The sequence below is a fragment of the Mycobacterium sp. IDUB_5 genome, from assembly GCF_055419565.1.
In genome coordinates, this window is the sequence record NZ_JBVAXX010000001.1 from 542972 (window position 1) to 561758 (window position 18787).

The 18787-nt window shown below is 67.1% G+C and carries 21 protein-coding genes; 12 read left to right on the forward strand and 9 right to left on the reverse strand.

Annotation, left to right across the window (positions count from 1 at the left end; translation table 11 throughout):
• Window positions 1-3: 3 nt before the first annotated feature.
• Genes ACZY1G_RS02620 through ACZY1G_RS02640 form a run of 5 tightly spaced genes read right to left on the reverse strand, consistent with a single transcriptional unit; the run spans window position 4 to window position 5775 of the window.
• Window positions 4-627, reverse strand: a complete 624-nt coding sequence (locus tag ACZY1G_RS02620; RefSeq protein WP_463821523.1) for a TIGR03085 family metal-binding protein — start codon at window positions 625-627, stop codon at window positions 4-6.
• A 14-nt stretch (window positions 628-641) separates the two neighbouring features.
• Window positions 642-2435, reverse strand: a complete 1794-nt coding sequence (locus tag ACZY1G_RS02625; protein ID WP_463821524.1) for a glycoside hydrolase family 15 protein — start codon at window positions 2433-2435, stop codon at window positions 642-644.
• Window positions 2428-3825, reverse strand: coding sequence for a glucose-6-phosphate dehydrogenase (zwf, locus tag ACZY1G_RS02630; protein WP_463821525.1), 1398 nt, complete (start codon window positions 3823-3825; stop codon window positions 2428-2430). The genes ACZY1G_RS02625 and zwf overlap by 8 nt, the downstream gene beginning before the upstream one ends.
• Window positions 3822-5198 carry a mycothione reductase gene (locus ACZY1G_RS02635; protein ID WP_463821526.1) on the reverse strand — a complete coding sequence of 459 codons (1377 nt, stop codon included), beginning with the start codon at window positions 5196-5198 and terminating at the stop codon, window positions 3822-3824. The genes zwf and ACZY1G_RS02635 overlap by 4 nt, the downstream gene beginning before the upstream one ends.
• A gap of 37 nt (window positions 5199-5235) precedes the next feature.
• A complete protein-coding gene (locus ACZY1G_RS02640) occupies window positions 5236-5775 on the reverse strand; it encodes a hypothetical protein (RefSeq protein ID WP_463821527.1) in 540 nt (179 codons plus the stop codon).
• A 103-nt stretch (window positions 5776-5878) separates the two neighbouring features.
• On the opposite strand from ACZY1G_RS02640, the gene ACZY1G_RS02645 reads away from it, so the two are divergent.
• The 5 genes from ACZY1G_RS02645 (at window position 5879) to ACZY1G_RS02665 (ending at window position 10415) form a co-directional block, all read left to right on the forward strand.
• A complete protein-coding gene (locus ACZY1G_RS02645; protein ID WP_463813480.1) occupies window positions 5879-6031 on the forward strand; it encodes a hypothetical protein in 153 nt (50 codons plus the stop codon).
• 305 nt (window positions 6032-6336) lie between these two features.
• Entirely contained in the window at window positions 6337-8211 is a 1875-nt protein-coding gene (gene dnaK, locus ACZY1G_RS02650; protein ID WP_463813481.1) for a molecular chaperone DnaK, read from the forward strand.
• Complete coding sequence (gene grpE / locus ACZY1G_RS02655; protein WP_463821528.1) at window positions 8208-8807, forward strand: nucleotide exchange factor GrpE; 600 nt, start codon at window positions 8208-8210, stop codon at window positions 8805-8807. Before dnaK ends, grpE begins: the two co-directional genes overlap by 4 nt.
• A gap of 52 nt (window positions 8808-8859) precedes the next feature.
• On the forward strand, window positions 8860-10044 hold the full coding sequence (dnaJ, locus tag ACZY1G_RS02660; protein WP_463813483.1) for a molecular chaperone DnaJ: 1185 nt from the start codon (window positions 8860-8862) through the stop codon (window positions 10042-10044).
• On the forward strand, window positions 10026-10415 hold the full coding sequence (locus tag ACZY1G_RS02665) for a heat shock protein transcriptional repressor HspR (RefSeq protein ID WP_463813484.1): 390 nt from the start codon (window positions 10026-10028) through the stop codon (window positions 10413-10415). Before dnaJ ends, ACZY1G_RS02665 begins: the two co-directional genes overlap by 19 nt.
• Before the next feature lie 3 nt (window positions 10416-10418).
• Here the strand turns inward: ACZY1G_RS02665 and ACZY1G_RS02670 are convergent, their stop codons facing one another.
• The 3 genes from ACZY1G_RS02670 to ACZY1G_RS02680 are packed head-to-tail and all read right to left on the reverse strand — an operon-like array spanning window position 10419 to window position 12400.
• A complete protein-coding gene (locus ACZY1G_RS02670; protein WP_463821529.1) occupies window positions 10419-11420 on the reverse strand; it encodes an acetamidase/formamidase family protein in 1002 nt (333 codons plus the stop codon).
• The gene (locus ACZY1G_RS02675) at window positions 11407-12171 is read right to left on the reverse strand and encodes a CbtA family protein (RefSeq protein WP_463821530.1); all 765 of its coding nucleotides are present in this window, start codon (window positions 12169-12171) and stop codon (window positions 11407-11409) included. The genes ACZY1G_RS02670 and ACZY1G_RS02675 overlap by 14 nt, the downstream gene beginning before the upstream one ends.
• A 13-nt stretch (window positions 12172-12184) precedes the next feature.
• Window positions 12185-12400 (reverse strand): CbtB domain-containing protein, encoded by a 216-nt coding sequence (locus ACZY1G_RS02680; RefSeq protein WP_463813487.1) that lies wholly within the window; start codon window positions 12398-12400, stop codon window positions 12185-12187.
• A gap of 249 nt (window positions 12401-12649) precedes the next feature.
• Between ACZY1G_RS02680 and nthB the strand changes: the two genes are divergently transcribed.
• From nthB to ACZY1G_RS02715, 7 genes are all read left to right on the forward strand, one after another.
• Window positions 12650-13348: a nitrile hydratase subunit beta gene (gene nthB / locus ACZY1G_RS02685; protein ID WP_463821531.1), complete on the forward strand. Its 699-nt coding sequence runs from the start codon at window positions 12650-12652 to the stop codon at window positions 13346-13348.
• A 40-nt stretch (window positions 13349-13388) separates the two neighbouring features.
• Window positions 13389-13985, forward strand: a complete 597-nt coding sequence (nthA, locus tag ACZY1G_RS02690; protein ID WP_463814820.1) for a nitrile hydratase subunit alpha — start codon at window positions 13389-13391, stop codon at window positions 13983-13985.
• A 1-nt stretch (window position 13986) separates the two neighbouring features.
• Window positions 13987-14361 (forward strand): nitrile hydratase accessory protein, encoded by a 375-nt coding sequence (locus ACZY1G_RS02695; protein ID WP_463821532.1) that lies wholly within the window; start codon window positions 13987-13989, stop codon window positions 14359-14361.
• Complete coding sequence (locus ACZY1G_RS02700) at window positions 14339-14884, forward strand: DUF1097 domain-containing protein (RefSeq protein ID WP_463821533.1); 546 nt, start codon at window positions 14339-14341, stop codon at window positions 14882-14884. Before ACZY1G_RS02695 ends, ACZY1G_RS02700 begins: the two co-directional genes overlap by 23 nt.
• 48 nt (window positions 14885-14932) lie before the next feature.
• Window positions 14933-15385, forward strand: coding sequence for a MarR family winged helix-turn-helix transcriptional regulator (locus ACZY1G_RS02705; protein ID WP_463813491.1), 453 nt, complete (start codon window positions 14933-14935; stop codon window positions 15383-15385).
• Between the two features lie 77 nt (window positions 15386-15462).
• Window positions 15463-16551, forward strand: coding sequence for a substrate-binding domain-containing protein (locus ACZY1G_RS02710; RefSeq protein WP_463821534.1), 1089 nt, complete (start codon window positions 15463-15465; stop codon window positions 16549-16551).
• Between the two features lie 69 nt (window positions 16552-16620).
• Window positions 16621-17877, forward strand: coding sequence for a DoxX family protein (locus ACZY1G_RS02715; RefSeq protein ID WP_463821535.1), 1257 nt, complete (start codon window positions 16621-16623; stop codon window positions 17875-17877).
• Here the strand turns inward: ACZY1G_RS02715 and ACZY1G_RS02720 are convergent.
• A complete protein-coding gene (locus ACZY1G_RS02720; protein ID WP_463821536.1) occupies window positions 17870-18772 on the reverse strand; it encodes an aldose 1-epimerase in 903 nt (300 codons plus the stop codon). The genes ACZY1G_RS02715 and ACZY1G_RS02720 overlap by 8 nt on opposite strands.
• Window positions 18773-18787 lie beyond the last annotated feature (15 nt).

The following is an 18787-nucleotide window of genomic DNA, read 5'->3' on the forward strand; positions in this document are numbered from 1 at the left end:
CTGTCACAGTCCGCCGCGGGCGGACTTCACCGTGGCCACCAGCTCGGGCGGGCCGTCGAACTCGACCTGGGCTTCGTCGCGGCCGGTGATGAACAACAGCAGCTCACCCGGGTCCCCGATGACCGTCAGCATGGGGCCGCGTCCCACCGTGGCGAGGCGCTGGCCCTGCGGCGTCTGCAAGACCACCTTCGCGGGGGAGCGCCGCAGCGTCATCCGCGCCATCATCCCGACGGGACGGCGCAGCGCAGAGACGGTCTGATCGTCGAGCGGGCGGGGTTCCCAGCCCGGGCGTGCCCGGCGGACGTCCTCGTGGTGGATGAACATCTCGGCCACGTTGGCGATCGGATCGAGCAGCTTGAACGGCGAATACAGCGGGGGACCCTCGGCCACCTGGTTGACGAGGGCATCCCAGTCCGACGCCGCGGACACCTGCTTCTGCACCCGATCGGTGTAGCCGGCGAGCGCGGGGATGAGGATGCCGGGCGCGGCGTCGAGGCGGCGTTCCCGCACGACGAGATGGGCGGCCAGTTCGCGGGCGTCCCATCCGTCGCAGAGCGTCGGGGAGTCGGGCGAGAGGGTGCGGAACGTGGACACCAGGGCGGCACGTTCCCGCTGCGCGACGGTCATGGGTGCAGTTCCTTTCAGCCGAGCGCGCGATCGAGGTTGATCGCGGCGCTGATCAACGACAGGTGGGTGAAGGCCTGTGGGAAGTTGCCGACCTGATCACCGGTGGCGCTCACTTGTTCAGCGTAGAGACCCACATGGTTGGCATACGTGAACATCTTCTCCAGCGCCAGCTGCGCGTCCCGCAGCCGCCCCGCCCTAGTGAGTGCCTCGACGTACCAGAAGGTGCACAACGAGAACGTGCCCTCCTTTCCGTCGAGGCCGTCGCTGTCGTCGTACCGGAAGACCAGGCTGTCGGTGACCAGCTGGCGTTCGATGGCGGCCAGAGTCGACAGGAACCGCGGATCGATCGGCGAGATGAACTTGACCATCGGCATCAGCAGCACACCCGCGTCGAGCGTGTCGTCGTCCTCGAACCGGGTGAACGTCTCCAGCTCGGCGTTCCAGCACGCTGTCATGATCCGGTCGTAGATCTCGTCGCGGACCCGCGACCAGGTCACCAGGTCGGCGGGCAGACCGCGCTGCCGGGCGATCCGGATGGCGCGTTCCAGCGCGACCCAGCACATCAGCCTCGACGTGGTGTTCGCCTTGTCGCCGTCGCGGACCTCCCACATCCCGGCGTCGTCGCGCTGCCAGTTGTCGACCACCCAGCCGATCACGTAGCTGACGTCGGACCAGGCGTCGTGGCTGATTCCGGCGCCGTACTTGTTGAACAGGTACACCGAATCGATCAGATCGCCGTAGATGTCGAGCTGGAGTTGCTCGGCTGCGGCGTTGCCGATCCGTACCGGCTTCGAGTCCAGATGCCCACGGAGATGGTCGAGTTCGATCTCCTCGGGCGTGTTGCCGTCGATGTCGTAGAGCACCCGCAGCGGCCCCAGGCCGTCGGCTTCCCGCTCGCATCGGCCCAGCCGCCGCGACAGCCATTCGATGAAGGCGTTGGCCTCGTCGTTGAAGCCCAGCCGCAGCAGCGCGTACAGGCTGAATCCCGCGTCGCGCATCCACACGTACCGGTAATCCCAGTTACGCTCGCCACCAATGGTTTCCGGCAGGCTGGTGGTGGGTGCCGCGATGATCGCGCCGGACGGCTCGTGGGTGAGCAGTTTCAGCGTGATCGCAGAGCGCTCCACCATCTCGCGCCAGCGCCCTCGGTAGCGTGACTTCGCCAGCCAGCTCCGCCAGAACCGGGCGGTGGCCTCGAACAGGGCGTCCACGTCGTGAGCGTCATCGGTGTCGGCGTCGGGGCTGTCGAGCACCTCGAGCACGAACTCCGTCACCTCACCGGTGCGCACCGTGAACTCGGCGCTGACCACGCCGTCGTCCACGGTGACATCGATGGTCGGGGTCAGCGTCATCGCCAACTCGTCGGAGCGGAAGTCGATCCTGCCGGCGCGCGATGTCACGGCGAACCGCGTTCTGCCGTAGTCCGGCCGCGCGTCGAGGGTCATCCGCAGGGTCGTGGTGCCTCGCACCGCGACGATCCGGCGCACCAGACGCTGTCGGTGCTCCTCGTCGCCCGCCCGCAGCACCGGCATGAAGTCGTGTATCTCGATCACGCCGTGCTCTGTCAGAAATCGGGTGATCAGCGTGGCTGATTCGGGCAGGTAGAACTGGTGGGACGCGGCACTGTCGCAGACAGGTGTCAGTGTCCAGCTACCGCCAGAGTCGGTGTCGAGGATCGCGCCGAAGACACTGGGGGAGTCGAACCTCCGCGCGCAGAACCAGTCGACGGTGCCGTCGGTGGCGACCAGCGCGCACGTCCGCAGATCGCCGATCAATCCGTGTTGCGCGATCGACGGGCCATCAGGCATCAGGTAGCCGCCACCCGCGAGGGCCGGGCAGCGTCAGCGCGGATTCTGGGCCCCACGACCCCTGGGCATAGGGCTGCACGGACGGCGGATTGTCGAGAACGGGTTGGCACACCTGCCAGAGCCGGTCCACCTCGTCGCCCCGGGCGAACAGTGTCTGATCGCCGCGCATGACATCGAGCAGCAGCCGCTCGTAAGCCTCGAGCGCGTCGTCCTGGTGGTCGGTCCGGGCCACGTCGAGCTGGGTGCGCAGCGGTTCGACGACGGTGTCCGCTCCAGGCCGCTTGACGTTGAGAACAACTGTGGCCGAGGGCTTTTGACTCAGCTCGAGTCCGAGCTCGTCAGGCTCCGGCGCGTCTCCGGTGAACGGGGACGGCGGCGTGCGGAACGTCATCGTGACGCTGCGTCGATTGTCTGCCAGTGCTTTTCCGGTGCGCAGATAAAACGGCACGTCGCGCCAGCGCTCGTTGTCGACGAAAGCTTCGAGGGCCACGAAGGTCTCCACCTGCGAATCATCTGCGACATCTTCGTCGTCGCGGTAACCGTCGTACTGTCCGAAGACCACCCGGTCGGGGTCCAGCGGGCGCATCGCCTGGAACACCGCGGCTTTGGCTTCTCGCAGCGCGTCGGCGTCCACCGTCTCCGGCCTTTCCATCGCGACGAACCCGAGCACCTGGCACAGGTGGGTGGTCACCATGTCCCGAAAACATCCGGTGGACTCGTAGAAGCTGCCCCTGCCCTCCAGTCCGAGGTCCTCGGGAACATCGATCTGCACCGACTCGACATTGTCTCTGTTCCAGGCGGATTCGAGGATCGCATTGGCGAAGCGCAGAGCGAGGATGTTCTGCACGGCCTCCTTACCCAGGAAGTGATCGATGCGGTAGACCAAGCTCTCTTCGGTGACAGACGACACCGTGGCATCGAGAGCGCGCGAACTGTCGAGATCGGTGCCGAAGGGCTTTTCGATGATCATCCGGGCGTCGGTGGCGAGCCCTTCACGGCCCAGCATCGCGATCATCGACTCCATTGCCGTGGGTGGCACCGACAGATAGATCACCGTCTGGGCGTCTGCGCCGAGATCGGACTTGGCGGCGGACACCGCCGACGCCAGATCGGCGCCGTCGTCGGCATTCGAGGTCTGAAAAGACAGGCGCTGCAACAGCTTGTCGGCGACGTCGGCGTCGAGATCATCGATCGACTCCGACAGCCCGGTGCGGACCGACTCGCGGAAGGCGTCGATGCTGTCGGGTGCGCTGCGTCCCGATCCGACGATCGCGTACTCGTCGGGGAAGTGCCCGGCTGCGGCGAGCCGGTAGATGCTGGGGAACAGCATCCGGCGGGCAAGGTCGCCGCGGGCGCCGAAGAGCACCAGGACGAACGGATCGACAGTCATGTGGCTGACTCCTGGAGGTTCAACAGTGCGTTTTCGACGACTTCGGTGAGCGCCGGATGGATCCAGTAGGGCCGGCCTGCAAGGTCCTGTGCGGTGATGCCGAAGTTCATGGCGACGACGAAGATCTGGATCAGGCTGGCGGCCTGGCCGCCGATCAGATGGGCGCCCAGGATCGCTCCGCCGGGTTCGGTGAGCACCTTGCACAGCCCCGTCGTGTCCTGCATGGCCCATCCGTAGGCCACATCGGAGTACTCGGCGATGCCGACGCGGTACTCGAGTCCCTCACGCCGACAGTCGTCTTCGGTCCGCCCGACCGACGCGATCTGGGGGTTGGTGAACACTGCCGACGGCACCAGGTCGTGAATGATCTCCCGGAGGTCGTCGGGGTACAGCAGATTGTGCTTGACGATGCCGGCCTCGCGATTGGCGACGTGTTTGAGGGGGATCGGGGTGCTGACGTCGCCGAGGGCGAAGATCCCCTCGGCGGAGGTGCGGCAGTAGCTGTCCACGGCGATGCGGCCGTCGTCGTGGGTGTCGATGCCGGCCTTCTCGACATCGAGGCGGTCGCTGTTGGAGCGGCGTCCCGCGGCGACCAGCAGCGTGTCGGCCTTCACCGACGTGCCGTCGTCGAGCTCGATCGTCAGATCCCCTGGCCTGCCGGCGATTGTGACGAGCGCCGTGCCGCACCGCAGGTCGTAGGTGTCGCGCATCAGGTCCGTGTACACGTCGCGCACGGCGTCGTCTTGCGGACTTCCCAGAAGTCGCCCCGACTTCTCGATGATCGTGATGCGACTGCCGGCGGCGGAGAAGACGTGCGCGAGCTCGGCGGCGATGTAGCCGCCGCCGAGCACTGCGAGATGCTCAGGTGGCGCGTCGCGTCGCATCACCGTGTCGGATGTCTCGTAAGGCAGACCCGAGTCCGCGACGGCGTCGGGCACCACCGGGCGGCTTCCCGCCGCGATCACGATCCGCTCGCCTGCGATCTCGACGGTGCCGTCGTCCGTCGCAACCTCCACCCGGCGCGGACCCGTGAAGCGCGCGTGCCCGTGGTAGACGCTGATGAAATCACTGTCTCGGCGCCCTTGTTCACCCTCATCGGCCAGCGCGTCGGTGCGACGGAAGACGCGATTCCGGACGTCCGACCAGCGCATGCGCGGGTTGCCGGCGTCGATGTCGAAATGCCCGGCCGCAGCGACGGTGTCGGCGACCGCAGCGGTGTAGGACTGCATCTTCGACGGGATGCATCCGTAGTTGACGCAGGTGCCGCCGAACTTTCGATCGTCGATGATCGCGACGTCCAGATCGGCGAACTGGTCGTCGATGACCATGTTGCCCGAGCCGGCCCCGATGACAACGAGGTCGTGTGTGTGCACCCACCGCCTGTTCCCGGCGCACCGGGCGGGTCAAACCCTAGAAGCTCTCGACACCCTCGGTGCTGATCGTCATGCCGTGCCCGGTGCCGTCGTTGGTGAAGGTGGTGCCGTCCTCTGTCGCGTCGATGGTCCACCCGAGTGCGGAGTAGGTGCTGTAGTCCAACGTGACGGCCGGGATGGCGCCGAGATTGCCGAGCACCCAGCTGACCCGGCCGTCGGCGGTCAGGCGTACGCCGTTGGCCGGCTCGCCCTCGACCTCGGGGGCGTTGGTGAAGGCCGACTCGCAGCCGACCTCCTGCTCGTCGAGCTGGCAGCGGGTCTTGCCGGACTTGGTCTGGATGAAGACGTAGCCGTTCTGTGGGCTGAGCACCTCACCCGACGGTGCGCGGATGGTCGTGGACGGCGGTGCAGGTGTGGGAGGGCTGGGCGGCGGCGTCGAACGGCTGGGCCGGGGGGTGGGGAAGTTCGGCTCGATGCCGGTGTCCGGGCTGCGGGTGGCGGTGCCGTCGATCGAGGACTGGCAGCCGGTGAGCGCGGCGACGGCCAACAACCCTGTCGCCACCAGCCGCGTGTTCACCTGCCCCAGCCTACGCAGCGTGTTATCCGTGTGACGGGAGTGACTCGCGGTCGGCGTAGAAGTACTCGCGCGCGGCAGGCTGCGCGGCGGCCAGCATGGAGTCATGACAGCTGAAGAGGCGCGGACCCCTGCGGAGTTCCTGTCGGCTTGCGGACTGGGCGCCGCCCTCGTCGCCGTGCTCGCGGCACTGTCGGTGTTCGGCGACTCGTCCTTCGGGGTGCTGGCGTTCACAGGTCTGCAGCTGGCGTTCGGCTGACCTGCCACCCAGTGAGAAGCCATGGTCGTGAATCGCGCGCGATCGCAGCCGTGACTGCGCCCGCGATGCGCCCAGCCATCGCGAAAGTGCCCTGGCGGTAGTTGAAGGCGCGTTGCAGCGACGGTGAGTGCACTTTCGCGGTGGGTGTCACGCCCTGGGAACAAATCTCGCCGCCGACCCGTTGACACCTTCGACAGTTGAGTGGCATCGACTCAAGTTCTGCTTGACAGGGCCCGCCTTCGAAGAGCAGTCTTGAGCCTGGTGCACTCAGTACACACGTTTCGTCTAATCAGGAGGCAGTAACTATGGCTCGTGCGGTCGGCATCGACCTCGGGACCACCAACTCCGTCGTCGCAGTTCTGGAGGGCGGCGACCCCGTCGTCGTCGCGAACTCCGAGGGCTCCCGCACCACCCCGTCGGTCGTCGCGTTCGCGCGCAACGGCGAGGTACTGGTCGGTCAGCCCGCCAAGAACCAGGCGGTGACCAACGTCGACCGGACGATCCGTTCGGTGAAGCGGCACATGGGCTCCGACTGGACCGTGGAGATCGACGGCAAGAACTACACCGCGCAGGAGATCAGCGCCCGCGTGCTGATGAAGCTCAAGCGCGACGCCGAGTCCTACCTGGGGGAGGACATCGCTGACGCGGTGATCACCGTGCCCGCGTACTTCAACGACGCCCAGCGGCAGGCCACCAAGGAAGCCGGCCAGATCGCCGGCCTCAACGTGCTCCGCATCGTCAACGAGCCGACCGCGGCCGCGCTGGCCTACGGCCTGGACAAGGGCGAGAAGGAGCAGACCATCCTGGTGTTCGACCTCGGTGGTGGCACGTTCGACGTGTCCCTGCTCGAGATCGGCGAGGGTGTCGTCGAGGTCCGCGCGACCTCCGGTGACAACCACCTCGGTGGCGACGACTGGGACGACCGGATCGTCGAATGGCTCGTCGACAAGTTCAAGAGCACCGCGGGTATTGACCTGACCAAGGACAAGATGGCGATGCAGCGGCTGCGTGAAGCGGCCGAGAAGGCCAAGATCGAGCTCTCGAGCTCGCAGAGCACCTCGATCAACCTGCCCTACATCACCGTCGACGCGGACAAGAACCCGTTGTTCCTCGACGAGCAGCTCACGCGCGCCGAGTTCCAGCGCATCACCCAGGATCTGCTGGACCGCACCCGCAAGCCGTTCCAGCAGGTGATCAAGGACGCCGGCATCGCCGTCGGCGACATTGATCACGTCGTGCTGGTCGGTGGCTCGACCCGTATGCCTGCGGTGTCCGAGCTCGTCAAGGAGATGACCGGCGGCCGGGAGCCCAACAAGGGCGTCAACCCCGATGAAGTCGTAGCGGTCGGAGCTGCCCTGCAGGCCGGCGTGCTTAAGGGCGAGGTCAAGGACGTGCTCCTGCTCGACGTCACCCCGCTGAGCCTGGGTATCGAGACCAAGGGCGGCGTGATGACCAAGCTCATCGAGCGCAACACCACGATCCCGACCAAGCGGTCCGAGACGTTCACCACGGCCGACGACAACCAGCCGTCTGTGCAGATCCAGGTGTTCCAGGGCGAGCGTGAGATCGCCGCGCACAACAAGCTGCTCGGCAGCTTCGAGCTGACCGGCATCCCGCCGGCTCCGCGCGGTGTGCCCCAGATCGAGGTCACCTTCGACATCGACGCCAACGGCATCGTGCACGTCACGGCCAAGGACAAGGGCACCGGCAAGGAGAACACGATCAAGATCCAGGAGGGCTCCGGCCTCTCCAAGGAAGAGATCGACCGGATGATCAAGGACGCCGAAGCGCACGCCGACGAGGATCGCAAGCGTCGCGAAGAGGCCGACGTCCGCAACCAGGCGGAGTCGCTGGTCTACCAGACGGAGAAGTTCGTCGCCGAACAACGCAGTGCAGCGTCCTCCGAAGGTGGGTCGAAGGTCTCCGAGGACACGTTGACCAAGGTCGACGGCGCCATCGCCGAGGCCAAGTCCGCCCTCGCCGGCACCGACATCTCGGCGATCAAGTCCGCGATGGAGAAGCTGGGCACCGAGAGCCAGGCCCTGGGCCAGGCGATCTACGAGGCCACCCAGGCCGAGCAGGGCTCCGCGGGCGGCGACGCCCCGGGTGGCTCGAGCTCGAGCTCCAACGATGACGTTGTCGACGCCGAGGTTGTTGAGGACGATCAGGAGCGCAAGTGAGTGACGAGCAGGAACCGATCACCGTCACCGACAAACGCCGTATAGACCCGCAGACCGGCCAGGTGCGCGACGCACCTGAGCCGGCCTCCGGGCCGGCTGAGGAGGTGCCGACCGCGTCCGAGGAGTCGCAGGACCAGGCGGCCGAGCTGCTGGCCGACCTGCAGCGGGTGCAAGCCGATTTCGCGAACTACCGCAAGCGGTCGCTGCGCGACCAGCAGGTGGCCACCGAGCGGGCCAAGGCTCACGTGGTGACCCAGCTGCTGCCCGTGCTCGACGATCTCGAGCGGGCCCGCGCACACGGCGACCTGGACTCCGGGCCGCTCAAAGCCGTTGCGGACAAGCTGGTTTCGACCCTCGAAGGGTTGGGTCTCAAGCCGTTCGGCGAGGAGGGCGACGCCTTCGATCCGTCGCTGCACGAAGCGGTGCAGCACGAAGGCGACGGCACCCATCCGGTGGTCGGGACGGTCATGCGGCGCGGCTACACCGTCGGCGATCACGTCGTTCGCCACGCGATGGTGGGCGTCGTCGACACCGTGCCCGACGCGGCAGGATCGGCGAATGCCGACCAAGAGCCGCAAAACCCATCAGAATCATAGGAATTGAAACCGCAACACACAGGTATGCGAAAGGGTGAGGAGGTGACGCGGTATGGCCCAGCGTGAATGGGTTGAAAAGGACTTCTACAAGGAGCTCGGCGTCGCCTCCGACGCCGGCCAGGACGAGATCAAGCGGGCTGCCCGAAAGATTCTCGCCGAGAACCACCCCGACCGAAACCCCGGCAATGCCGCGGCCGAGGAGCGGTACAAGGCCGCCTCGGAGGCCAAGGAAGTGCTGACCGACCCCGCCAAACGTAAGGAGTACGACGAGACCCGTCGGCTCTTCGCGGGTGGCGGATTCGGCCGGGGCCGCTACAGCGGCGGCGGTGGCGGATTCGGCGGGTTCGGTGCAGGCGACGGTCAGGAGTTCAACCTCAACGACCTGTTCGATGCGGCCGGTCAGACCGGCGGTGCGAACATCGGTGACCTGTTCGGTGGGTTGTTCGGTCGCGGCGCGCAGCAGCCGCGTCCGAGCCGTCCCCGGCGGGGCAACGACCTCGAGACCGAGACCGAGCTGAGTTTTCTCGAGGCCACCAAGGGTGTGGCGATGCCGTTGCGGCTCACCAGCCCTGCCCCGTGCACGAACTGCCACGGCAGCGGTGCCCGCCCCGGCACCAGCCCGAAGGTCTGCCCGAACTGCAACGGCGCCGGCGTGGTCAGCCGTAATCAGGGCGCCTTCGGCTTCTCCGAGCCGTGCACGGAATGCCGTGGCAGCGGGTCGATCATCGAGCACCCCTGCGACGAGTGCAAAGGCACCGGCGTGACCACCCGCACGCGCACCATCAACGTGCGGATCCCGCCGGGAGTCGAAGACGGACAACGCATCCGGCTTGCCGGGCAAGGTGAGGCCGGGTTACGCGGTGCCCCGTCAGGTGACCTCTACGTCACCGTGCATGTGCGCCCCGACAAGGTGTTCGGCCGCAACGGCGACGACCTGACGGTCACCGTGCCCGTCAGCTTCCACGAGTTGGCTTTGGGCACAACGCTGTCCGTGCCGACGCTGGAAGGCAAGGTCGGGGTCCGGGTGCCCAAGGGGACGTCGGACGGACGCATCCTGCGGGTGCGCGGTCGCGGCGTGCCCAAACGCTCCGGTGGCAACGGCGACCTGCTGGTCACCGTCAAGGTGGCCGTGCCGTCGAATCTCGAAGGTGAGGCCGCCGAAGCGTTGGAGGCCTACGCACAAGCCGAGCGCGCCAGCGGCTTCGATCCGCGGGCGGGATGGGCCGGTGTCCAGTGAGTCCCGGGCGCAAAGACCACAATGACCAGGCCAGGACGTTCCTGATCTCGGTCGCGGCCGAGCTGGCCGGTATGCATGCGCAGACGCTGCGCACCTACGACCGGCTCGGCCTGGTCAGCCCGGAGCGGACATCCGGTGGGGGACGGCGCTATTCGCAGCGCGACGTCGACCTTCTGCGTGAGGTTCAACGGCTGTCGCAGGACGAGGGTGTCAACCTGGCCGGTATCAAGCGCATCATCGAGCTGACCAATCAGGTCGAGGCGCTGCAGGCGCGGGTGCGTGAACTCACCGCCGAGGTCGAGCACCTGCGTGCCCAACCTCGGCCCAAGAGCACAGCGCTGGTTGTCTGGCAGCCGCGCAACCAGCGCTGAGCCTCAGGAGAGCAGCGCCCCTCGCGACCGCAACGAGGAATGCATCCCCGCATACGGGTGTGCCTCGGGCAGAAGGTCTTTCGCGATCTTGGTGACGGCGCTGTAGTTCACGTCGACGACGTTGGCCAGCGGCGAGCGGCACAACTGGCTACACAGTTGATAGGCGTCCAACTCGCCCAGCCCGTAGAGCTCCACCAACCAGCGCACCATCTCCACCTGGCTGCAGCGCCACGCATCTTCGAGTGGACGCGCCGACCCCACGGTCAGCAAGGCGTCGTCGTGTTCGAGCCGGGGCCATGCGGGCGCGTTGCCCTTGATCAGGTCGACGATGAGCGTCACGTCCATCGCCCCTTCCAATGCGGTGCCGCAGGTTTCGCCCTCGCCCTGCCGGTAGTGGCCGTCCCCGACCGAGAACAGGGCGCCGTCGACGTTGACCCCGAGATACACCGTGGTGCCGGCCCGGAGTTCGGGGGTGTCCATGTTGCCGCCGAAGTAGTCCGGCACCAGCGTCGTTCGGACCTCCCGCAGGGCGGGTGCCACCCCGACGGTGCCGAGCATCGGTGCCAGCGGCAGCCGCAGCTCGAAATCCGACTGGTGCGCGGTGAACAGCGCCGTGTCGGTGGCCCGGTCGACGGTGTAGATCCACGTCAGCTCCGGCAGCGGCGGCTGAAGACCGGCGGTGCGGTCGGTCCCGGTGAGGGCGCCGAACAGCGGAATCGTCGTCGATGCAGCCCAATCCCGCGCCGGGGTCAGCGACACCACATGCAGAGCCAGAGTGTCCCCGGGCTGGGCGCCCCGGACGTAAAAGGGTCCCGTCTGGGGGTTCAGTTCCTTCGGATTGAGCACCTGGCTGGGTCGGTCGTCACGGGACGTGACCCGGCCGGCGAAGGCATCTTCGGTCCACAAGCGTAGTGCCGTACCGGGTTCCACCTCCGTCACCGGTTCCGCGCCACCGAATGTCCAGACGTACTGGTCCCGGCTGGGGGTGAATTCAACGACCTGCACGGGCAGCTCCTGCCATGGAAGGGGCGAGAACCCGGGGCAGCAGCACGGACGTCACCGCGCCGAGCGTCGCCCACATCAAGGCCTGACCGACCAGTGACGACAGCCGGAAGTCGGCGAGCACGTCAGCCGGGAACCCGACGGGGACCTCCCGGAACGCGGGCAGCGCGATGACGACGACGGTCATCACCGCGAGGTAACCGGTGACCGCGGCCGCCGCGGCAGCGGCACCGCCGATCCGTGACGCGAGACGCAGTCCGACGATCAGCGCAACGACAGCTGCCGCGAGTGAGGCGGCAACCACGATCAGATAGGCCACGGTGCGGTCACCCGCGGTCTCCGACAGCCCGACGCCCGGAGGATTGGCGGGGTAGGCCAGGAACGGAACCACGGCCACGCAGACGAAACCGGCTGCGGCGCTTGCGATGGCGACACCGGACAGATTCGCGTGCGGACGGTGGCGCATGACGGCGACGATCACCATGGCCAGCGCCACGGCGAACAGGGCCCCTATGATGACACCGAAGGCCACCGTGCCCACCGCCGATCCGACGTTCTCCTGCACGGCCCGGCTGAACACCTCGTGCTCGTGGCCGTGCCCGCCACTCAGTGCTTCCTCGGCGTGCGAGCGCTGCTCCTCGTAGTCGATGGCTTCGGCGATCAGCGGCGCGAGCTGCCAGCGCGCGAACGCGAAGGTGACGATGCCGGCCGCGAATCCGCCGGCGATCCCCAGCCCGATGATGCGTTTCTCCATGGTCGCGACCTTCCTAGTGGCAGGGGAAACCGAGCAGGTGGCGGGCGTCGTGCAGGAACTCGTGCACGTGGGTGTCGGACCCGAACACCGACACCGCACCCTGGTCGTAGCCGAGGAAGTAGTAGGCGATCAGGGCCAGGACGGTGGTCGCGGTGAGCCACAGCGCCCCTTCCAGGCGGGAGGTGTCGATGGCTCCCGCGCGTGCTGTCGCGGCGGTCGGTGTGGTCATGAGCGGCCCCTTAATCTCCGCAAAAGTTGCGGATTGGAAATATTTCTGACGATGGCAAGTGTGGAAAGCAGGCCTGGTCACGTCAACTCGAATGCGGCTTCCCGACGCCAGCGATACGCAGATTTAACAAGAACCCGTCCCCAGGTTAAGGCGCTGTAACGGCTGCCTCGAGCGATTGCGGAACCGCCCCCTCCGTGCACATAGTTTCTGGTGAAAGTATTGACCACTTGAAATAAGGAGGCCGGCCAGATGCATGGTCCGCATGATCTCGGTGGGCGCGATGGCGTGGGAGCCATCGCCGAGGAATTCCTCGAGCCCGGAATTCCCGACTGGCGCTATCCCTTCGAGGGCCGCATGCACGCGGTCACGGCCATGGCGATCGCGAAGGGCGCCTTCAACCTCGACGAGCAGCGGCATGGCATCGAGTTGATGAAGTGGAGCGACTATCTGGACTCCACGTACTACGCCCACTGGTTGTTCTCGGTCGAGAAGCTGCTCAACGACAAGGGATACATCTCGCACGAGGAGGTCGATGCGCGGATGGCCGAGCTCGGGAAGCCCGAGATGACCCCGCATCCGACGAAGCCCGACACGCTCTCACCGTTCGCGAAGACCATGATCGACGTGCTGTGGGCCGGCACCCCGCACGACCTGCCCGCCGACAACCCGCCCGCGTTCGCGGTGGGTGATGAGGTCGTGGTGCGCAACATCAGCGCCACGACGCACAACCGGCTGCCCGGTTATCTGCGTCGTGCCCGCGGTGTGATCGCCAAGCAGTACGGGGCATTTCACGATCCCGCGGCCAGCGCCCATGAGTACAAGGACGTCCCGCACCAGCTCTACATGGTCAAGTTCAGCTCGACCGAGCTGTGGGGAGACGACGCGGCCGAGGAATTCGACCTCTACGCCGACCTGTTCGAGAGCTACCTCGAACCCATCGGCAAGTGACCCAGTAGCCCCAGTGACCAAGGAAACCAAGGAGAAGCAGATGGACTGGCTGTCGTTGAGCGATGTCGAGGCACGCGTGAATGCACTCGAGTCGCTGATGGTGGAAAAGGGTCTCGCCGAGCACGAGGCCGTCGACGCGGTGGTCGCGTCATTCGAGAACGACATGGGCCCGGTCAACGGTGCCAAGGTCGTGGTCCGGGCCTGGACCGACCCGACGTACCGCGAATGGTTACTCGCAGACGCCACCGCGGCGATCGCCGACATGGGTTTCACCGGCCTGCAGACCGAGCACATGGTGGCGGTCGAGAACACCGCCGAGCGGCACAACGTCGTGGTGTGCACGCTGTGCTCCTGCTACCCGTGGACGCTGCTGGGTATTCCGCCGGCCTGGTTCAAGTACCCCCAGTACCGGGCGCGCGTGGTCAAGGAACCGCGCAGTGTGTTGGCCGAGTTCGGGGTGACGCTGCCCGACGACGTCCACATCGACATCTGGGACAGCAGCGCCGAGATCCGCTACCTCGTGATCCCGCAGCGCCCCGCGGGCACCGAGGACCTCAGCGAGGACGAACTCGTCGCGCTGGTCACCCGGGACTCCATGGTCGGCACCGCGCTGCTGTCTGCGCCGAAGGCGGCCTGACATGTCGGCACCCACCATCGTCGAGTTCGACGCACCCGGTACGGCAGCGGCACTACCGCGCTCCAACGGCGAGCTGGTCTTCGACGCGCCATGGCAGGGGCGGCTTTTCGGCCTCGTCGTGCAGATGTGCCAGGCAGGCGTGTTCACGTGGGACGAGTTCAAGAAGCATCTGATCGAGGTGATCGGCGAGTCGGGGATCGACGACGTCTGCGACCCGTCGGTGTACTACCGCCAGTTCGGAGAAGCGTTCTGCCGGCTCGCTGTCGAGAAGCAGTTCATCGCCGAGGCCGGCCTCGAGGAACGTGTGCGGATCGAGTCACTCCGGTTGGCGCACGACGATCATGACCACGATCATGACCACCCCCACGAGCACTGAGAGGCGCGCGATGTCGAAGATCACCGCACTGTCGATCAGCGTCGGCGTGCTGGGCATGATGTCCACCCTGATGACTGCGACGGTGTGGCCGTTGCCGGTGTGGGTGCTGTTCCTGGCGTGGGCGTCGTTCTTCTTCGTCGGATCCGGGGTCTCGGGTCTGCTGAAGTCGATGGCGTGCAACTGGACCGGAATCGCGATCGCGACCGCCACGCTACTGGCTGTTCAGGCCAGCGGTAGCGCGCTCCTGCTGTCGATCGCTGTCGGTATCGGCAGCCTGACGATGGTCCAGGTCTCGCGATTGCCGTGGATCTCCGCGACGCCGGCGATCGTGTTCGGGTTCGCCATGACCGTCGGGACGATCGCGGCCACCGGAAACGGGATCACCACAACGGGATTGGGGCATCCAGCACTGGTGGCCGCCGTCACCGCTGCTGTCGGCGCCTGCTTCGGACTCGCCTCGGAGTGGGGCGCTGCGCTGATCGAGCGTGTGGCCGCGCCACGGACGGTGGCTGCGCCGGGCTAGCCCGGTTATGCTACGAATCACAAATTTTGTTTTATGGAAGCAACCGACATGAGGAGCGCTGTGCCGACGTCCATCGCCACCGAGAGCGTCTCCGAGGTGTTCTTCCGGCTCGGACGCTGGTGGAGCGACGCGCTGTCGCAGGGATTGCTCGACGGTGACATCGCCAGCCTCGAGGGCTGGCGTGTCCTGGGTGCCCTGCGCAGCGGGGACGGCTTCACGATGACCGAGATCGCAACGGCCATGGGCATTCCCGCACCGTCACTGACCCGGATCGTGGACAAGCTGGTCGACGGGGGATTCGTGCTTCGCAGGGTCGACGCGACCGACCGACGTCGGGTGCTCATCCACCTGTCGGTGCGGGGCAAGACCAAGGTCCGCCGGCTGGCGCGCCAGGAGGCCGCCGTCAAGGCCATGCTGGTCGAGGAGTTCGGCGACGACACCGCCGTGCACCTGATCCGCACGCTGGCCCGGGTGACCGAACTGCCGCTCGACACGCGCTGATTTTCGAGACCAGAACAGGGCGGCAACACCACGGTAATGCGGTGCCGCGACGATGGGCGCACGGAGGAGGCGCTGCGATGGATCTCTCATCTCTCGGCGTGCGCCGGGACACCATCGACATCGCCCTGGTGGTCCCGCGTAGTGGGTCTGCGGGTATCTACGGACCGTCCTGCGAGGCATGCGCCGAGCTGGCCATCTCCGACCTCAACAACACCGAGGGCCTCCTCGGCCGTCAGGTCCGGCTGACCCCGGTCGACGGCAGCCGCGCACCCGAGGTCGTGGCCGCAGAGGTCGGCCGTCTGGTGGCGCACGGGATGGTCGACGCCGTCACCGGCTGGCACATCTCCCCGGTCCGGCAGGCGTTGGCCAAGGTGACCGCGGGTCGCATCCCGTACGTGTACGGGCCGCTCTACGAAGGCGGCGAGCGCACACCGGGGCTGTTCCTCACCGGGGAGACGCCGTCGCGCCAGCTCCTGCCCGCCATGGACTGGATGACCGCGGAATACGGCGTCGACCGCTGGATCGTCATCGGCAATGACTACATCTGGCCCAAGCAGACCGGCGCGGCAGCCCGGTGGCATGCGCGTGCACAGGGCCGCCCCCTCGTCGACGAGATCTACCTGCCGCTGGGCACCGAGGACTTCAGCACCGCGATCCGCCAGGTCGAGATCACCGGCGCGCAGGGCGTCGGCGTCGTGCTGCTGCTCGTCGGCGGCGACGGGGTGGCGTTCAACCGTCAGTTCGCCGGCTGCGGTCTCGCGGCGTCGGTACCGCGGCTCAGCCCGCATGTCGAGGAGAACATGCTGCTGGCCAGTGGATACGGCAGCAACGACGGACTCTTCGCTACCGCAGGCTATTTCGAGGCGCTCAACACCGCGGCCGGCATGGAGTTCGCCGCCCGCTACTACCGCCACTTCGGCTTGGCCGCGCCCGCTCTGAACAGTATCGGCGAATCCTGTTACGAGGCAATCACCTTGCTGATCGCGCTGGCACGGCGGGCCGGCTCCCTTGACGTTGCGGCGATGACCCTGGCCGCCGAGAACCTCACCTACGTGAGTCCGCGAGGTGAGGTGTCGATGTCGGGGAACCAGCTCAACCAGGACATCTACGTCGCGGAGGCGCTCGGTCTGGACTTCGAGGTGCGCGCGCGCATCACGGCGGCCTGAGCCGGGGGGCAGCCCCCGTCTGGACGCGGGGGTGGGCACGGTTGATCACCGCAGCCGCCGAGGGTCACCATGGACGGTGTGTCCACGCCCTGGCATCCCATGACACGCATCGCCTTCCGCTTCTGCGTTGTCTACTTCGGCCTCTTCTGCCTGCTGTTCGCGCAGATCCTCTTCGTCTACGTCGGCGTCCTCGCCCGCTGGTTGCCCTCCGACGCCGTGGTCTGGCAGATGACGCTGATAGAACCGGCGCTGACGTGGATCGGGCAGCATATGTTCGGCGTGGACGCGGTGCTGCACCGCGATTCGGGGAGCGGCGATCAGGCTGTCATCTGGGTGATGCTGTTCGTCCTCGTGGTGATCTCGGCGCTGGCCACGCTCCTCTGGTCGATCGCCGACCGCCGCCGCACGCAGTACCCTCGTCTGCACGCCTGGTTCTGTGTCTTCCTCCGGGTGTGTCTGGGCGGGCAGCTGCTGTTCTACGGCATCGCGAAGGTGATCCCGACCCAGATGCCTGCCCCGCCGTTGGCGGCGCTGGTGCAGCCGTTCGGTGAGCTGACTCCGGCATCAGTGCTGTGGTTGCAGGTCGGCACCTCGCTGCCCTACGAAATGGCGCTGGGCACAGTCGAACTCATCGCCGGACTGCTGCTGTTCTGGAATCGGACCGCCACGCTCGGCGCCCTGGTGGCTGCGATGGCGATGGCCCAGGTGTTCCTGCTGAACCTCAGCTACGACGTGCCCGTGAAGATCCTGTCCTCGCACCTGTTGCTGATGAGCCTGTTCCTGCTCGCGCCGCAGACCCGCAGACTCGCCGACCTGCTGGTGCTCCAGCGGCCCGCCCACCCCACGACCACACCACCGCTGTTCGCCGACGCCCGTCGGAATCGGATCGTCGCCGCCGTAGTGGCTCTGCTGGGGGTGTGGGCGCTCGCCGGGTGCCTGGTCCAGGGCGCGGCGGCCTGGCGCGACTACGGGGGTGGGCGCGCCAAACCCGAGCTCTACGGCATCTGGGAGGTCACCCCTGCCGCCGCCGACAATGGCTGGCGCCGTGTCGTTTTCGATCTGCCCGGAGTGCTCACCTATCAGCGCGTGGACGGCACGCTGCGTGACGAGGCGATCACGGTGGAGCCGGACGGGACGATGAGATCCGCGGGGTTCCAGCTGCGCCCGGTGCGGCACGGCCCGGATCGGCTGGAGCTGGACGGCAGAGTCGCCGGGCAGCCCGTCACCCTGACGTTGCGGCGGGTCGATCTGGAGTCGTTCCCGTTGCACAGCGCCGAGTTCCGCTGGGTGCAGGACTACCCGCGGTTCGCGGGGCAGATCAACTGACGACGACGCGGAAGATCGCGGAGACCGATTCACCGGGCGCCACCTCGCGGTAGCCGCCGCGGCGCAGCGCGTCAGTCGGCGCGGCCATCGGTTCGAAGCACACCACGTCGTCCTCACCGGGTGCGAACACCTGGGCGGCGGTGTAACCCTCGTCGTAGTGCACCTCGATGCGGCGGCCGCCGCCGGAGACCGCGAACACCGAGCCCGGCTCCACCTCGTCGAAGCCCTCGTCGATGAACCTGTCGCCCAACAACTCCGAGGCAGCCGGCCGCGGCTCGACACGGCCGGTCGGAATGCCCCAGGCGTTGACCGGCTGATACCGCATCGCCGGCGTCTCGATCAGCCACTGGGCCCGCGGCACCCCCGGCAACTGCAGGTAGGGGTGGAACCCGAAACACAGCGGCACCCGCGAACCCGTCGTCGCGGTCACCGTCGTCGTCACGGTCAGAGTGCGGTCGCGCAGCGTCACGTCGAGCGTGAGCAGGTGCGGGAACGGGAACGTGGTCAGCAGCGCCGGGCGCGCCGCGAAATCCAGCTCGGCCGTCAGCTGCGACTCCAGCGCCGTCGTCACGGTCCAATCCGGGTAGGCCGCCAACGTCCCGTGGATCGGCACCCCGTGCTCGTCGGTGCGGACCCCGCCCGTGCCCGGCGTCAACGTCACCACCGCGCCGTCGACCCCGTAGCCCATGCTGCTCAACCGGTTGGCCCACGGGTAGAGGATCGGGATGCCCATGGTCTTGTGGTTGGACACGTAGGCCTGCAGCCCCCGACGCTGACCCAGGAATTCCACGCCGTCGTCGTTCAGCGAGCTGGCCACCATCCCGGCGGCCGGAACGTAGGTGGCTGTCAGCGCCGAGGACGGATCACGCAGCGTCACGGTTTCGAACGTGTCCATGGCCACCGATACTGC

Bases quoted from the DNA above. Each gene is read 5' to 3' on its own strand.
- ACZY1G_RS02620 (WP_463821523.1), bottom strand. From the start codon at position 627: ATGACCGTCGCGCAGCGGGAACGTGCCGCCCTGGTGTCCACGTTCCGC.
- ACZY1G_RS02625 (WP_463821524.1), bottom strand. From the start codon at position 2,435: ATGCCTGATGGCCCGTCGATCGCGCAACACGGATTGATCGGCGATCTG.
- zwf (WP_463821525.1), bottom strand. From the start codon at position 3,825: ATGACTGTCGATCCGTTCGTCCTGGTGCTCTTCGGCGCCCGCGGCGAC.
- ACZY1G_RS02645 (WP_463813480.1), top strand. From the start codon at position 5,879: ATGACAGCTGAAGAGGCGCGGACCCCTGCGGAGTTCCTGTCGGCTTGC.
- dnaK (WP_463813481.1), top strand. From the start codon at position 6,337: ATGGCTCGTGCGGTCGGCATCGACCTCGGGACCACCAACTCCGTCGTC.
- dnaJ (WP_463813483.1), top strand. From the start codon at position 8,860: ATGGCCCAGCGTGAATGGGTTGAAAAGGACTTCTACAAGGAGCTCGGC.
- ACZY1G_RS02665 (WP_463813484.1), top strand. From the start codon at position 10,026: ATGGGCCGGTGTCCAGTGAGTCCCGGGCGCAAAGACCACAATGACCAG.
- ACZY1G_RS02675 (WP_463821530.1), bottom strand. From the start codon at position 12,171: ATGGAGAAACGCATCATCGGGCTGGGGATCGCCGGCGGATTCGCGGCC.
- ACZY1G_RS02680 (WP_463813487.1), bottom strand. From the start codon at position 12,400: ATGACCACACCGACCGCCGCGACAGCACGCGCGGGAGCCATCGACACC.
- nthB (WP_463821531.1), top strand. From the start codon at position 12,650: ATGCATGGTCCGCATGATCTCGGTGGGCGCGATGGCGTGGGAGCCATC.
- nthA (WP_463814820.1), top strand. From the start codon at position 13,389: ATGGACTGGCTGTCGTTGAGCGATGTCGAGGCACGCGTGAATGCACTC.
- ACZY1G_RS02695 (WP_463821532.1), top strand. From the start codon at position 13,987: ATGTCGGCACCCACCATCGTCGAGTTCGACGCACCCGGTACGGCAGCG.
- ACZY1G_RS02700 (WP_463821533.1), top strand. From the start codon at position 14,339: ATGACCACCCCCACGAGCACTGAGAGGCGCGCGATGTCGAAGATCACC.
- ACZY1G_RS02705 (WP_463813491.1), top strand. From the start codon at position 14,933: ATGAGGAGCGCTGTGCCGACGTCCATCGCCACCGAGAGCGTCTCCGAG.
- ACZY1G_RS02710 (WP_463821534.1), top strand. From the start codon at position 15,463: ATGGATCTCTCATCTCTCGGCGTGCGCCGGGACACCATCGACATCGCC.
- ACZY1G_RS02715 (WP_463821535.1), top strand. From the start codon at position 16,621: ATGGACGGTGTGTCCACGCCCTGGCATCCCATGACACGCATCGCCTTC.
- ACZY1G_RS02720 (WP_463821536.1), bottom strand. From the start codon at position 18,772: ATGGACACGTTCGAAACCGTGACGCTGCGTGATCCGTCCTCGGCGCTG.